This window comes from Stenotrophomonas rhizophila (assembly GCF_001704155.1).
GTDB classification, from domain to species: Bacteria; Pseudomonadota; Gammaproteobacteria; order Xanthomonadales; family Xanthomonadaceae; genus Stenotrophomonas; species Stenotrophomonas rhizophila_A.
Window position 1 is genome coordinate 2,167,155 of record NZ_CP016294.1, and the last position, 13,588, is coordinate 2,180,742.

Sequence of the window (13,588 nt, forward strand, 5' to 3'; positions counted from 1 at the left end):
CAGCATCGCGCCTGTCGAGGACAGGATCTGTCCGCAATGGTGGCTAGCCTGTGGCCACGGTGCAAGGCCCCCTGGCGGCGCACCTTTCCACACCGACAATCCACAAGGAGTTCCACATGTCCGTTGTCTTCTATTGGCATCCCATGTCCAGTGCCACCCCCGTCGCCTGCGCGCTCGCCGAACTGGGGGTCGCCCATGACCGGGTGCGGATCGACATCCGGAACGGCGAGCAGCGCACCCCGGAGTACCTGGCGATCAACCCCAACGGCAAGGTGCCGTGCCTGGTGGTGGATGGCACGCCGATCTTCGAAGGCCTGGCCATCCATCTGTGGCTGGGTGACCGCTTCGGCGTGGCGCGCGGGCTGTGGCCGGCGGCCGACACCCCGGAGCGGCTGCAGGCGTTGTCGTGGTGCGCCTGGGCCTATGTGACCTACGCGGCGATGATCAACCGGCTGATGCTGGCCACCCGCGAAGGCCCGTTGCGCGACAGTACGCAGGCCGCCGCCGCAGGGCAGGGCGCCGCCGAGCTGCTGGGATTGCTGGAAGATCGGCTGGGATCGCAGCCCTGGATGCTGGGCGGCGATTACTCGCTGGTGGACCTGGTGGTGGCGCAGGTGGTCGGCTATGGCACCTACGTCGGTGCCGGCGTAGACGCGTATCCCGCCGTGGCGGCCTGGTTGGCGCAGGTGCAGGCGCGTCCGGCCATGCAGGGCGAGGTCTGAGCGCATTCGATTCCGTAATGCGCGTCATGACGAAATTTAACTGGTGAATGGATGCCTTCGCGCCGTATGGTGCGGAGGTACTCCTTTTTGCCACGTTGCCATGAAACCCATTGCGCTGTCTGCCTTCCCGGTGCTGCTTGCACTGGCGCCCTGCGTCCTCGCCGCCGAACAGGCCGACCTGATCATCCGGCATGCCACCGTGGTGGATGTCGAACATGCCACCACCCATGCCGACCAGGCGGTGGTGGTACGCGGCAATGACATCGTCGCCGTGGGTGACGACCGCAGAATTTCCAAGGCCTGGAAGGCGCCGCAGCGCATCGATGGCAACGGCCGCTTCCTGATTCCCGGCCTGTGGGACATGCACGTGCATTTCGGCGGCGGACCGGAGCTGATCGAGGAGAACAAGGCGCTGCTGCCGCTGTACATCGCCCATGGCATCACCACCATCCGCGATTGTTCCGGCGACCTGCCCACGCAGGTGCTGCAGTGGCGTGGCCAGATTGCCGACGGCAGCCTGGAAGGGCCGCAGCTGTTCAGTTCGGGCGCCAAGATCGAAGGCATCAAGCCGGTCTGGAAGGGAACGCTGGAGGTGGGCAGCCAGGCCGACCTCGATGCCGCGCTGGCCCAGCTCAAGCGCGACCGCGTCGACTTCGTCAAGATCACCGACAGCACCCTGACCCCGCCCCTGTTCCTGGCTGCAGTGAGTGGCGCCCGCGCCAATGGCCTGCGCGCGTCCGGGCACATCCCGATGGCGCTGACCGTGCAGCAGGCAGTGGACGCCGGCATCAGCTCGATCGAGCACCTGGACTACGCCTACAAGGCCGGGGTCAAGGACGAGGCCGCCATTGCCGCTGATTTCGCCGCCAAGCGGATTGATCGCGCCGAGGCCAATCGCCGGCTTGATGCCGGCTTTGATCGTGAGACCGCCATGGCCGCCTACCGTGACTTTGCGGCGAAGGGCGTATATGTCACGCCCACGCTCAACGGCGGCCGCATCCTCGACTTCCTGGACCAGGATGACCACGCGAACGATCCGTACCTGGCCTACATTGGCCCGAAGCTGCAGGCGACCTACCAGTGGCGCGTGGAACGTGCTGCCAAAGCGAGTCCAGAGCAGATCGCCGAGCGCCACCAGCAGTACCACCAGGTGGCGGCCGTGCTGCCAATGCTGCAGCAGGCGGGCGTGACGGTCATGGCCGGCACCGACGCGGGGTTCCTCAATTCCTTCAACTATCCCGGCATCGGTTTGCATGACGAGCTGAGCCTGTTCGTCAAGGAAGGCCTGACTCCGGCCCAGGCCCTGTCGTCGGCAACCCGTGCGGGTCCGTCGTGGTTCGGTACGCTGGACCGCTATGGCGGCATCGCCGAAGGCAAGGCCGCCGACCTGGTGCTGCTCGATGCCAACCCGCTGCAGGATATCCAGGCCACGCGCGCGATCAACACCGTGGTGCTGCGTGGCCACGTGTATGACCGCAAGGCGCTGGATGCGTTGCTGGCGCAGACACGTGCCAAGGTCGCCACGTGGCAGCAGGACGCTGCCCAGTAGCGATCTGCTCGCAGCAGAGTCAAGAGAAGCAGCAGGCGCCCCGCTCATCAGCGGGGCGTTTTCGTTTGGGCGCCGCTACAACAAATTGCAGTGACGCATTGAGGAATATTGAATGTGGCGCGGCGTAGCAGAACTTTATGCTGCCACCCCATTCAACGCGGCGATGCAATCGCCCCGTGAACAACAGGAGTCCCTTCGATGAAGCGTCTGATCACCGCGCTGGCGGTAGCAATGGCCATGGCGATGACGGCATCACCTCATCCGGCTCAGGCGGCCGCTCCCAGCATCCATGTGGGGGCGATGTACGAATATGCCGAGCCGGGCAAGGGGGCGCTGCTGAAGCGCGTGCGCAATACCGGCGATGCCACGGCGTTCGTCCGTGTGCAGATCAGCGAAGTGCGCTACGCCGGGGATGGCACCCATCAGGAGATCCCGGTGGATACCTCCGGCACCGCTGCCGCCGCCGGACTGATTGCCAGCCCGTCGCGGTTGATCGTACCGGCACAGGGCCAACAGGCCACGCGCCTGCTGGTGCAGGGGGATCGCAGCACCGAACGCTACTACCGCGTGCGCTTCGTGCCGGTGCTGCCACAGTCCGAAGACGAATTCGCGCTGACCGACGCGCAGCGTGATGACTACCGCAACGAGCTCTCGGCCGGGGTCAACGTGCTGACCGGCTACGGCGTATTCGTGATCGTGCATCCCGACCCGTCCCGCTACGACGTGCAGACCGAAACGCACGACAGCCACGTGCAGCTGCGCAATGCCGGCAATACCACGGTGGTGCTCGATGACATCCGCCAGTGCAGTGCGCAGGACAAGGCGGGCAAGTGCTCCCCGTCGCGCAAGGTGCACCTGCTGCCCGGGCGCACCGAACGCTTCGCTCGAAGTGCCGGGCACCTGCACCGCTTCCAGATCGTTGAGGGGGACAGCCGCAAGGACGTCCTGCTCACCCGCTAGGTTCCGCCCGGAACCGCCGTCCCGTCGCCGGACTCCAGGCGACAACTTTCCGTTGGAGATGCAGGAAAAATGAACCTCAAGACCACCGTCCTGGCCGCTGCGGCTGCCCTGATCCTGACCCCGGCTGCCGCCATGGCCGCCACCGAGCAGTTCCCCATCCAGGTGACGGTTGAAGCCACGGTGCCGTCCGCCACCGGCCTGCAGATCTCGCCGGTCGGCGACTGGGCTGGCCAGACCCAGAACATGCGCTGGAACATCGCGACGCAGCGCCTGGATCCGATCCTGCAGCAGGTCGACATGAAGAGCGGCCTGGGCGCCATCAACGCCTACCTGACCACCGAAGCCATGCTGACCAGCGCCGGCAACGCCATCGACCTGACCGTGGCCGTCGCCGGCCAGGACCTGCAGGTCGGTGCCGCCAACGCGGTTGAAGTGGCCACCCCGACCGAAGCCGCTGCGAGCAAGCGCGCTGCGGTTGCCATCACCGCCGCTGCGCCGACCGGCGAGAGCTACGTGCAGGGCACCTACCAGGGCAACGTTTTCATGATGTTCGAGAGCGGCACCCCGTAATCGCGCAGCTGCGCATGTTTCACCCCGGCAGCTCCGGCTGCCACAGGAGGGGCGCGCTCGCGCCCCTTCTTCATGCACAGGAATGACCATGTCACCGCGTCTGCTTCCCCTCGCCACCGCCGTCATGCTCCATTGCAGCGTTGCAGCAGTGCAGGCTGCGCCTGCGGCACTGGAAAGCCTCACCCTGCTTGACCAGGCTGGGGGGCTGCCCGATGACTTCCGTGACCATTTCTTCGACGTACCCCTGGTGGTACGGGTCGAACGCGATGGTCAGTACCTGGGCGATGCCCGTGCCGTGCTGACCCGTGACAATACCTTGTCGCTGTTGGAGTTTACCGACAGCCACGACAGCACCGAACCGGCCGCCGAACGCGAGCGCTGGTTGAAGGTGTTGGCTGCACCGCGTCCGTTGGGCGCCTGCGAACAGGCCTGCAATGACAGCCTGGTGCGGCTTCACTACAGCCTGGAGAGCTCGCTGCTTTCCATCGCCACCGAGAACGGTGGGCGCGCCGCCACGCAGCAGCGCCACCTCGCGCTGCCTGAACACGGCAGTCGTGGCCTGATCCTGCGCCACCAGCTCAACGGCTATGCAGGGCAGGGCGTGGCTACGGCCGGCCGCTACGCGCTCGATGCACAGGGCAGCCTGGGACACTGGACGCTGGTCGGCAACTATCAGGTCGACCGCAGCAGCGATGAAGCCGGGCAGCTGCGCCAGTCGGTACAGAGCCTCTACGCACAACGCGAATTCCGCGACAACTTCCTGCGCGTGGGTTACTTCCTGCCCAACTTCCAGGGCGTGACCCGCCAGCCGCGTGCGCCCGGCTCGTTCAGCCACACCACCGTGGGCATGATGGCCGGCTCATCGGACAGCCTGGCCATTGATTCGCGCGCACCGAGCGTGTATCCGGTGTACGTGACCGCCAACCGCGAGGGCACCGTGGAGGTGTTCCGCGACGGTAGCCTGATCCAGACCCAGCCATTGCAGCCGGGCCTGCAGGAGCTGGATACCCGTCGCCTGCCGGGCGGCATCTACGAGGTCGAACTGCGGGTCATCGAGGATGGACGCGAAAGCTCGCGTGAAACCACGGTGATCCACAAGCCGGGCAACTGGCGCGACCCGAGCCGCCGCTGGCGCTACAGTGCGTTCGCCGGTGTCCAGCACAGCCTGCTGGACACCCTGGAGGACCCCGATTCAGGCGCCTTTGCCGCAGGCGGCATCGTCAATTACCTGGCACATCCGCGTGCGATCCTCGGCCTGTCTGCCCAGCACCTGGATGGCGAGAATGCCGTCGCTGGATCGCTGGACTGGCAGGTCAACGACCGCGCCAACCTCTACACCAACGCCTACAGCGGCGACCACGGCAGTGGCGTGGACCTGCAGGGCATGTGGCGCCATGGCAAAGGCACCGTGATCGCCTCGCACAACCGCAGCTGGCAGGAGCGTCGCCGCCCCGGTGACGATGCCTACCCGCCGCTGCGGCCCGGCGCCCAGCTGCCCCAGACCCGCTCGGGCTGGCTGCAGACCAGTGCGCTGAGCATGAACCATCGCCTCGGTGACAGCAGCTACGTTGCCGCGCGCGTGTCGCACCACGGGGGCACCAGCAACGGCGTTGGGCTCGACCTGTCCTTCAGCCGTCGCCAGACCCTGTTCGGCAGCGACGCGACCTGGCGCGCTGCGGTGTTCGACCGCCCGGCCAGTGCCAGCAGCGGCACGCGCCGCAACCGTGGTGTCGACTTCACCCTGAACATCGCGCTGGGCCAGGAGGGGCGTCGCTACAGCGGCAGCCTCGGCAGCCGCACCGCCACCGATGGCGGGCGCAGTCTGTACGCCAGCGCGGGGGTACAGCAGACCTATGAAGAGGGTCTGCTGCGCAGTGTCGCCGGCCAGGCCACGCTGGACAGCGATGGGCTGGGCCTGAGCAGCAACGCGCAGTTCGAGCATCCTGCACTGCGCGGCGACGCGCATGCGCAGCGCTCGTCGCTGGGCGGCACCGTCAGTGGCGGCCTGAACCTGGAAAGCACCATGGCCATGGGCGGCGGCAAGCTTGCCATCGCCGGTGCGGGGCAGGTCGGCAGTGTCGATACCGGCATGATCGTGGACGTGAGCTCCGAGCTGCCCGATGTGGAGCTGCGCGCATACGACAGCCGTGGTGGCTCCTACGCGCTCCACCCTGGCCGCAACTTCCTGCCGGTCACTGCGTATCGCACCGGCGCCCTGCAGGTCGACTTCCATGGGCGCGCTGCGCCGGCTGCGAGCATCCAGCCGGCCACGCTGGACTATCACCTCAACAAGGGAGGCGTGGCCTACGGCAAGGTGGACGTGCTCAGCACCTTCACCGTGATGGGCCATCTCAAGGATGCCGCCGGGCAGCCGCTGGCCGGCGCCCACGTCATCAACCATGCCGGGCGCAGCGTAGCGGAGGCCGATGGTTTCTTCGCGCTGGAGATGAGCGCCAGGGCGCCAAGCCTTGAAGTCCGCCACCCCAGGGTGACCGGCTGCAGCTTTGCGCTGGACGGCACGACCACCCGCCCGCAGGGCGACACGTGGATGGCCGGCATCCTCACGTGCCCATCGACGTCCCCTGGTCATGCGCAGTCGTCGTCGGCTGCATCCGCTGCAGGAGCAATGCCGTGATGTTTGAACGTTCCCCCTCCACCTTGCTGCGTGGCGTGCGTCGCGCGGCGGCAGCCATTGCGTTGGCTGCCGCTGCTGCTGGCGCCCATGCCGCCGACATCTACATCACCGCGGAGTTCAAGCCGGATATCAATGACCCCGACAAGCGGGAGTTCGTCAACACGACGCCGTGGTCGGGGGTGTGCAACAGCGTGCACCTGCAGGCATGCATCAACAACGAATGGTGGAGCATCGACACCAAGGTGCGGGGCACCAAGCAGGGCGTGCGCACGAACGATTATGGGCGTGACAGTTTCTACATCGGCATGCCGGGGCCGCGTACCGTAACGGTCACCTCCGACGATGGCGCGCATACGTTCGATCTGGGCGTGAAGATCATTGGCGCTGCGCTGCGCCTGGTCGACCAGGATGGGGATGGGCCCACCGAGCCTGCCTCCACGGGCGGCGCCATCAACTGCAACCGGGCGTTGAGCAACACCAATGCAAACAACCGGAGCGTCATGCGGCTGTGGCTGCGCCAGGATCGGGGCAATGGCGTGCTGGCCTGCGCGCTGCACTGGCTGCACACGAACAACTACGCCATCGCCGAGTTCGACTTCACCTATCAATTGACCACGCCTGCGCCGCTGGCCATGCGCAGCGGGATTTACACCGGAATGACCTCGTTCCGCGTGGGTGGTACGGGCGAGGGTGCCGACTTCGACCTGGGCAACGGTGTTGAGCTGGATGACAACATCGTCAACGTGCACTTCCAGCTGGAGGTCCAGCATGCGTTCCAGCTGGAGGTTCCGGCAGGGAGCGACCGCGCCGTGCTTGCCCCTCGCGGCGGGTGGACGCAGTGGACGGACCATGGGATCGTGCCGAAGGCGCTGGAGCGCGAGCTTCCCTTCAGCATCAGCAGCTCCGGGCAGTTCAGCGTCTCGCTGCAGTGCCAGCACGCGCGCCCGGATGGTCGCTGTGCGATCCGCAACGAAACCGTGGATGCACCAGACGCGCCCCTCGATATCCAGCTGACCCTGCCAGGTTTCCGCGATGCATCGTCGGGGGCAGAGGCGGTTGGCGTTGCGTTGACCACCACGATGGCGCCGCCTGTGATGACCGCCGAGAGTTTCATCATCCGCCGCCCCTCCAGGCTGCATTTTGCCGTCAATGGCGAGGCAGTGGGAACGATGCTGGACCATCCCGGCAGCCGCTATCGTGGTGACGTGACTGTGATCTTCGATGCGGATCCTTGAGACATGGTGTGTGCGACAACAGCGTGACGACTTACGGGTTCAGTTCTGAACTGTTTACGTACATGCGTTTTTCGTTGACGCGCAGCATCTCCAGCGCACGCGGCGGTAACGCGGCGGTCCCTAGTGTTGGCTTACCGGCATCGCTTTCGACGCCGTCTACCGGAGAAGCATGATGGGCAACCAACAGAATCCGCAGCAGGGCCAGCAGAATCCGCAGCAGGGCCAGCAGAACCAGCAGAACCAGAAAGACCAGCAGCGCCAGGGCCAGCAGCAACAGCAGGACCAGAACCAGAAGGGCGAGCGCAACCAGCAGGGCGGCCAGCAGGAAGAAGAAGAATAAGCTGCTGCTCAAACGGAATAACTGGAGTCCGGCCTTTTGGCCGGACTTTCCGTTTGTTGGGTCACGACCAACGGTCGTGACCTACCGCTAAAGGGTGTTCACGAAGCAAGTGATACCCATTCGCATTTCGGGTACACTGGGGCGATCGTCTTGCCCTGGGTCGTGCCCGCTGTGTTTTCCCGTCTGATTTCCGATTTCTCTCCGTGGTTGCGCAACGCTGGCGTTGCCGCAGTACTGGGCGTGGTCGCGATGGCGCCGGCTGCCGCCCAGCAACGCAACCCGTTGCAGAAGGTCGGCGAAACCGTACTGGACCAACCGCCGCAGAGCTATCGGTTCGAGCGTTTCGTGATTGAAAGCGGCGAGCCTGCACGGCGCTGGCGCGTCAACGTCGGCGTGCCTGTGCGCAAGGCGGACGCGCCTGCGCCGGTGCTGTACATGCTGGATGGCAACGCAGCGGCCATGGTGTTCGACCAGGCGATGCTGAGCGACCTGGCCGCACATGCCGCGCCGGTGCTGGTGTTCATCGGGTACGACAACGACCTGCGCATCGATTCACCCGCCCGCACGCTCGACTACACCGCGTGGGTGGATACGGCCGATGATGAGAACGGCACGTCCCAGCCCAGCGGCGGCGGCGCCAAGGCGTTCCTGGAGGTCATCCAGCAGCGGATCAAGCCCGAGGTGGAGCGCCGCGCCCGGGTGGACACGCAGCAGCAGTCGCTCTGGGGCCACTCGTTGGGCGGGCTGTTCGTGCTCAGCACGCTGTACACCCAGCCGACCGCATTCCAGCAGTACGTGAGCGCCAGCCCCTCCTTGTGGTGGAGCCAGGGCGCGCCGCAGGGCGCGATGGAGCAGGAGTTCATCGCCCACCCCGCGCCGGCGAAGCTGTGGCTGATGCTCGGCGGTGACGAGCGCAGCGGCAACCGCGGCGTGCGTGACATGAACAACCCGCGCGTGGTGGCGCACCTGCGCCGCATCGCCGGGGCCACCCCCGATGCCGCGCATGCACTGAGCGGGCGCCTGGCCGAGGTGCCCGGGCTGCAGGTGACCTACCGCGAATTTCCCGGCCTCGGCCACGGCCCGATGCTGCCGGCTTCGCTGAAAGCCACGCTGGCGGCGCTGTACGGCGTGGCCGACAAGAGCGCCGATTGATTTTTTCCTTACCCAGGCTGCGCCGATCCGGCCCTGCCAAGGCAACCCTTGTGACACGCGCCGCTGGCGCGCCCCTACAGAAGGAGTCTGCTATGTCCCGATTGGTTTCCCTCCCGCGCGTTGCCGCGTTGGCCCTGGCCTTGTCGCTGGCCACCGGCGCGGTGTCCGCACAGCCGGTGTTCGATGCGCCTGCCAACGGCTTCCGTGGCAAGGTCAGCGCCCGCAACGAGAACGTGATTCCCGGCAGCACCGCTGAAGTGACCGGGCGCGCGTTCGTACCCGGCCAGCAGGTGACGCTGCTGCGCGGCGAGACCGTGCTCAACGCCACGCCGGTGGTGGTGGACGAACAGGGCAACTTCAAGGCCAGCGTGCAGATCCCGGCCGACGCCGTGCCCGGCCAGCACCCGGTGGTGGTGCGCGCCAGCCAGCCGGCTGCTGCGACCGTGGTGGCACTGCGGGTGTCGCCGAACCTGCCGCTGAGCGGCCAGCAGGCGTTCCAGCAGAGTTCGGGCAAGCTGGTGCAGGGGCTGTACCAGAGCGCCTACAGCGCGGGCAGCAACGCGCTGTTCGTGACCTCGGCGGTGGGCCGCCCGCCGGTGACCCAGTCGCAGCTGCTCAAGGTGGACCCGAAGACGCTGAAGGTGCTCAAGGCGATCACCCCGGCGCAGGTGCCCGATGCCAAGGGCGGCAGCGTGTTTGCGGTGTATGGCGTGGGCGTGGACGATGCCAACGGCAACGTGTGGGTCAGCAACACCCGCCAGGACACGGTGGCGGTGTACCGCCAGTCGGATCTGTCACTGGTGCACCAGTTCCCGGTGGGCGCGGTGCCGCATGCGCGTGACGTGGTGGTGGATGCCAAGCGTGGCAAGGTGTTCGCGTCGGCGGCTGGCGAAGACCATCTGTCGGTGTTCGATGCCAGGACCTTCAAGGCGCTGGAGCCGATCACGCTGGCATCCGGCGTGGACGACGAGAAGTTCGTGCCGATGAGCCTGGTGCTGGATGAAGCCAGCGGCAAGCTGTTCACGGTGAGCATCGGGACACCCGAGGCGGCGGTGGTCGACGTGGCCAGCGGCAAAGTGGACAAGGTGATCGACCTGGGCAATTCGATCAGCGCCTCCGGCGTAGCCTTCGATGCGAAGCGCAACCGCTTGTACGTGGCCTCGCAGGGCACCGACAACCTGCTCATCGTCGACGTGGCCAGTGGCAAGGTCCTGCACGATGTGCCGGTGGGCGCGGGCGCGCTGAACGTGGCGTTCGAACCGGTGTCCGGCCTGGCCTACGTCACCAATCGTGGTGCCGGCACGGTGACCGTGGTGGATGGCGACGGCAAGGTGGTGGGCAACCTGGACGGCGGCACGTTCCCGAACCACGTCCGCGAAGACGGCAAGGGCAACGTGTTCGCGGTCAACAAGTCGCGCGGTGCGGAAGACCCGAAGGGCGACCGCATCACCCGCATCACCCCGACCCGCCGCTGATGCATTCCGCGCGCGGGGCTGCGGCCCTGCGCGCACCTGACGGAGTAATGACATGTCCAGTTCCCTGACCGCGCGCCGGCATCTGCTGGTGCTGGCCTTGGCGGCCGCACTGACTGCCTGCGGTGGCACGCCCGCGGAAACGGCAGCGCCTGCCGGAGCCGCGCCGAAGGCGGCCGACGCCGCAACCGCATCATCGCCTGCCGCGCTGCCGCAGGGCTGGCTGCACCTGGCCGGCGCCAATGTGCCTTCCAGCACCAACCTGATCCCGGTGCTTCCGGTGACGGTGACCTCCGACGACGGCGAACAGGTCACGGTGAAAGATGCCTCGCGCATCGTGGCTGGCGGTGACGATGTCATCGCGGTGATCGAAGCGCTGGGCCTGGGCGGCCACGTGTACGCGGCGCCGCTGCGTTCGGCCACCGAAGCAGGGCGCAAGGCGCCCAAGCAGTTCCTGTTCAACCGCACCACCGGCGTGGAAGGCGTGCTGAGTCTGGAGGGGACGCTGTTCCTGGGCAACAGCCTGCGCCGGCATACCGAGCTGGCGAAGAAACTGCGCGGTGCCGGTGAGGCGGCGGTGGTGATCGATGACCTGCAGCCGGCGCCGGACAAAGTACGCAAGGTGGCCGCTGCGCTGGGCGTGGCAACGGCGGGCGAGGCACTGGCCACGCAGGTGCAGGCGCAGCTGGATGAGGCGGCCCGCATCGCTGCGGCCAGCAAGGTGCACCCGCGGGTGATCCATCTTTCCGCGACCGGGGCTGGCGGCGCGCCGACCGTGGCGGGCGCCGACAGTGCCTCGGGCAAGCTGATCGGGTTGGCCGGTGGCGTGAACATCGGCACCGAAGCGGGGGTGGCCAACTATTCCGCGCTGAGCAATGAAGGCGTTGTGGCCGCAGCGCCCGAGGTCATCCTGGTGACCGAAAACGATCTGCAGCTGTTCGGGGGTGAAGCGGGCCTGTGGAAGGCCTACCCGACGTTGAAACAGACGCCGGCCGGCGCGGCCAACCGGGTGTGGGTGATGCCGGACGTGCAGTTGAAGGCGGCCAGCGTGGGCTCCGGCAGCGGTGCGGTGGCCTTGGCCAAGGCGCTGGCGGCACTGCCGTCGCCGTGAGCAGGACGCTGTGATGGAACGCGCTACGCGCAGACGTGAAGGCGGATGGGTGCTGGCGATGATGGCGCTGGCCCTGCTGGGCGCGATCCTGGCTTCGTTCGCGGTCGGGCCGTTGCGCCTGCCACCGCTGGAGGTGGTGCAGGCGGTGGCGGTCAAGCTGGGCATGCTCGACCCCTCGCAGGTCAGCCAGCGCGACATGGCGGTGGTCTGGAACCTGCGCATTCCGCGTGCGCTGCTGGGCGCGCTGGTGGGTGCATCACTGGCGATGGCCGGGGCCAGCCTGCAGGGGCTGTTCGGCAATCCACTGGCCGATCCGGGCATCGTGGGGGTGACCCAGGGCGCGGCGCTGGGGGCGGTGGCGGCCATCGTGCTGGGCGCCGGCAGCGTGGGCGGCTGGACGCTGCCGCTGGCGGCGTTTGCCGGGGGTGCGGCAGCGATCAGCCTCACCTATGCGCTGGCGCGGCCCGGGCGCAACACGGGCACGGCGACCTTGCTGCTGGTAGGCATTGCGATGGCGGCGTTCTGTTCGGCGGCGATCGGGTTCCTGACTTACATCGCCAGCGAAAGCGAGCTGCAGTCGCTGGTGTTCTGGCAGATGGGCTCGCTGGCGCAGGCCGACTGGGCCGACCTGGCGGCGGCGCTGCCGGTGTTCGTGCTGGGAACGTTCGCGCTGCTGCGGCTGTCCACGCCGCTGGACATGCTGGCGCTGGGGGAGCGCCAGGCGCAGCACCTGGGTCTGGACGTGAAGCGCACACGGCTGAAGCTGATTGCGTTCAGCGCGCTGCTGGTGGGTGCGGCCGTGGCATTCGCCGGTTCCATCGGCTTCGTGGGGCTGGTGGTGCCGCACGTGGTGCGCATGCTGGTGGGCCCCGGGCACCGCTGGTTGCTGCCGGTGTCGGCAGTGACCGGTGCGGTGTTGATCGTGGTCGCCGATACCGCCGCACGTACGCTGGACCCGCCCGCGGAGATTCCGCTGGGTTTGTTCTCGGCAGCATTGGGTGCACCGTTCTTCCTGTGGCTGGTGCTGCACCAGCGCCGGAGCGGCACGGTATGAGTGCGCCGTTCCTGCAACTGGACGGCGTGGGCGTTCGTTTCGGTGAGCGGTCCATCCTGCACGACATCCACCTGGGGTTCGTGCCGGGCACGGTGACGGCGCTGGTCGGGCCGAACGGGGCGGGCAAGTCGACGTTGCTGGCGGTGGCCAGTGGCGACGTCGAGGCCGATGCCGGGCAGGTGATCCTGCACGACAAGCCGATCTCGCACTGGAAGGCGATGGCGCTGGCGCGCGAGCGGGCGGTGATGCCGCAGGACCATGCAGTGCGCTTTGCGTTCACGGTGGACGAGGTGGTGGCGATGGGGCGGTTGCCGCACCCGGCCGATGCGTTGCGCGATGCGGCGCGGGTGGAACAGTCGCTGGGCCAGGCCGAGATGGTGGGGTTGCGGCGGCGCGAGGTGCAGACGTTGTCCGGCGGTGAGGCGGCGCGGGCCACGTTCGCGCGGGTGCTCACCCAGGACACGCCGTTGCTGCTGCTCGATGAGCCGACCGCGGCGCTGGACCTCCGGCACCAGGAGCGGACGCTGCGTGCGGTGCGGCAGCTGGCCGACAACGGCGCGTGCGTGATCGTCGTCCTGCACGACCTCAACCTGGCGGCGGGGTATGCCGACCGGATCGTGCTGCTGGAGCAGGGCAGGGTGGCGGCTGATGGAACGCCGGACCAGGTGCTGACGCGCGAGCACATCGAGCGCGTGTATCAGCAGCCGGTGCTGGTGCTGCGGCACCCGCAACGCGATGTGCCGCTTGTGGTAGTCGCCGATCCCCCCGCATAGCGCCACGCCCTGCGT

At 67.4% G+C, this 13,588-nt stretch carries 12 protein-coding genes; 11 read left to right on the forward strand and 1 reads right to left on the reverse strand.

Features of this window, described 5'->3' with window-relative positions:
* Positions 1-116: 116 nt before the first annotated feature.
* The 6 genes from BAY15_RS09795 (at position 117) to BAY15_RS09820 (ending at position 7,671) form a co-directional block, all read left to right on the forward strand.
* Positions 117-722, forward strand: a complete 606-nt coding sequence (locus BAY15_RS09795) for a glutathione S-transferase family protein (protein WP_068851825.1) — start codon at positions 117-119, stop codon at positions 720-722.
* A gap of 100 nt (positions 723-822) precedes the next feature.
* Positions 823-2,271 carry an amidohydrolase family protein gene (locus BAY15_RS09800; RefSeq protein ID WP_068851827.1) on the forward strand — a complete coding sequence of 483 codons (1,449 nt, stop codon included), beginning with the start codon at positions 823-825 and terminating at the stop codon, positions 2,269-2,271.
* Between the two features lie 198 nt (positions 2,272-2,469).
* Positions 2,470-3,231: a CS1 fimbrial subunit B flags: Precursor gene (locus BAY15_RS09805; protein WP_208856089.1), complete on the forward strand. Its 762-nt coding sequence runs from the start codon at positions 2,470-2,472 to the stop codon at positions 3,229-3,231.
* A gap of 69 nt (positions 3,232-3,300) precedes the next feature.
* A complete protein-coding gene (locus tag BAY15_RS09810; protein ID WP_068851830.1) occupies positions 3,301-3,801 on the forward strand; it encodes a CS1 type fimbrial major subunit in 501 nt (166 codons plus the stop codon).
* Between the two features lie 88 nt (positions 3,802-3,889).
* Positions 3,890-6,436 carry a TcfC E-set like domain-containing protein gene (locus BAY15_RS09815; RefSeq protein WP_068854651.1) on the forward strand — a complete coding sequence of 849 codons (2,547 nt, stop codon included), beginning with the start codon at positions 3,890-3,892 and terminating at the stop codon, positions 6,434-6,436.
* Complete coding sequence (locus BAY15_RS09820) at positions 6,436-7,671, forward strand: hypothetical protein (RefSeq protein ID WP_068851834.1); 1,236 nt, start codon at positions 6,436-6,438, stop codon at positions 7,669-7,671. The genes BAY15_RS09815 and BAY15_RS09820 overlap by 1 nt, the downstream gene beginning before the upstream one ends.
* A gap of 31 nt (positions 7,672-7,702) precedes the next feature.
* Here the strand turns inward: BAY15_RS09820 and BAY15_RS19145 are convergent, their stop codons facing one another.
* Entirely contained in the window at positions 7,703-8,023 is a 321-nt protein-coding gene (locus tag BAY15_RS19145; protein WP_157771714.1) for a hypothetical protein, read from the reverse strand.
* 195 nt (positions 8,024-8,218) lie between these two features.
* Here BAY15_RS19145 and BAY15_RS09825 point away from each other — a divergent pair, with 195 nt between their 5' ends.
* From BAY15_RS09825 to BAY15_RS09845, 5 genes are all read left to right on the forward strand, one after another.
* Complete coding sequence (locus tag BAY15_RS09825) at positions 8,219-9,163, forward strand: alpha/beta hydrolase (protein ID WP_428999297.1); 945 nt, start codon at positions 8,219-8,221, stop codon at positions 9,161-9,163.
* 92 nt (positions 9,164-9,255) lie between these two features.
* Positions 9,256-10,638, forward strand: a complete 1,383-nt coding sequence (locus tag BAY15_RS09830) for a YncE family protein (RefSeq protein WP_068851837.1) — start codon at positions 9,256-9,258, stop codon at positions 10,636-10,638.
* 52 nt (positions 10,639-10,690) lie between these two features.
* Complete coding sequence (locus tag BAY15_RS09835) at positions 10,691-11,746, forward strand: heme/hemin ABC transporter substrate-binding protein (protein WP_068851840.1); 1,056 nt, start codon at positions 10,691-10,693, stop codon at positions 11,744-11,746.
* 13 nt (positions 11,747-11,759) lie between these two features.
* Entirely contained in the window at positions 11,760-12,800 is a 1,041-nt protein-coding gene (locus BAY15_RS09840; protein WP_068851842.1) for a FecCD family ABC transporter permease, read from the forward strand.
* Complete coding sequence (locus BAY15_RS09845) at positions 12,797-13,573, forward strand: heme ABC transporter ATP-binding protein (protein ID WP_068851845.1); 777 nt, start codon at positions 12,797-12,799, stop codon at positions 13,571-13,573. Before BAY15_RS09840 ends, BAY15_RS09845 begins: the two co-directional genes overlap by 4 nt.
* Positions 13,574-13,588: the final 15 nt, after the last annotated feature.

Bases quoted from the DNA above. Each gene is read 5' to 3' on its own strand.
- BAY15_RS09795 (WP_068851825.1), top strand. From the start codon at position 117: ATGTCCGTTGTCTTCTATTGGCATCCCATGTCCAGTGCCACCCCCGTC.
- BAY15_RS09800 (WP_068851827.1), top strand. From the start codon at position 823: ATGAAACCCATTGCGCTGTCTGCCTTCCCGGTGCTGCTTGCACTGGCG.
- BAY15_RS09805 (WP_208856089.1), top strand. From the start codon at position 2,470: ATGAAGCGTCTGATCACCGCGCTGGCGGTAGCAATGGCCATGGCGATG.
- BAY15_RS09810 (WP_068851830.1), top strand. From the start codon at position 3,301: ATGAACCTCAAGACCACCGTCCTGGCCGCTGCGGCTGCCCTGATCCTG.
- BAY15_RS09815 (WP_068854651.1), top strand. From the start codon at position 3,890: ATGTCACCGCGTCTGCTTCCCCTCGCCACCGCCGTCATGCTCCATTGC.
- BAY15_RS09820 (WP_068851834.1), top strand. From the start codon at position 6,436: ATGTTTGAACGTTCCCCCTCCACCTTGCTGCGTGGCGTGCGTCGCGCG.
- BAY15_RS09830 (WP_068851837.1), top strand. From the start codon at position 9,256: ATGTCCCGATTGGTTTCCCTCCCGCGCGTTGCCGCGTTGGCCCTGGCC.
- BAY15_RS09835 (WP_068851840.1), top strand. From the start codon at position 10,691: ATGTCCAGTTCCCTGACCGCGCGCCGGCATCTGCTGGTGCTGGCCTTG.
- BAY15_RS09840 (WP_068851842.1), top strand. From the start codon at position 11,760: ATGGAACGCGCTACGCGCAGACGTGAAGGCGGATGGGTGCTGGCGATG.
- BAY15_RS09845 (WP_068851845.1), top strand. From the start codon at position 12,797: ATGAGTGCGCCGTTCCTGCAACTGGACGGCGTGGGCGTTCGTTTCGGT.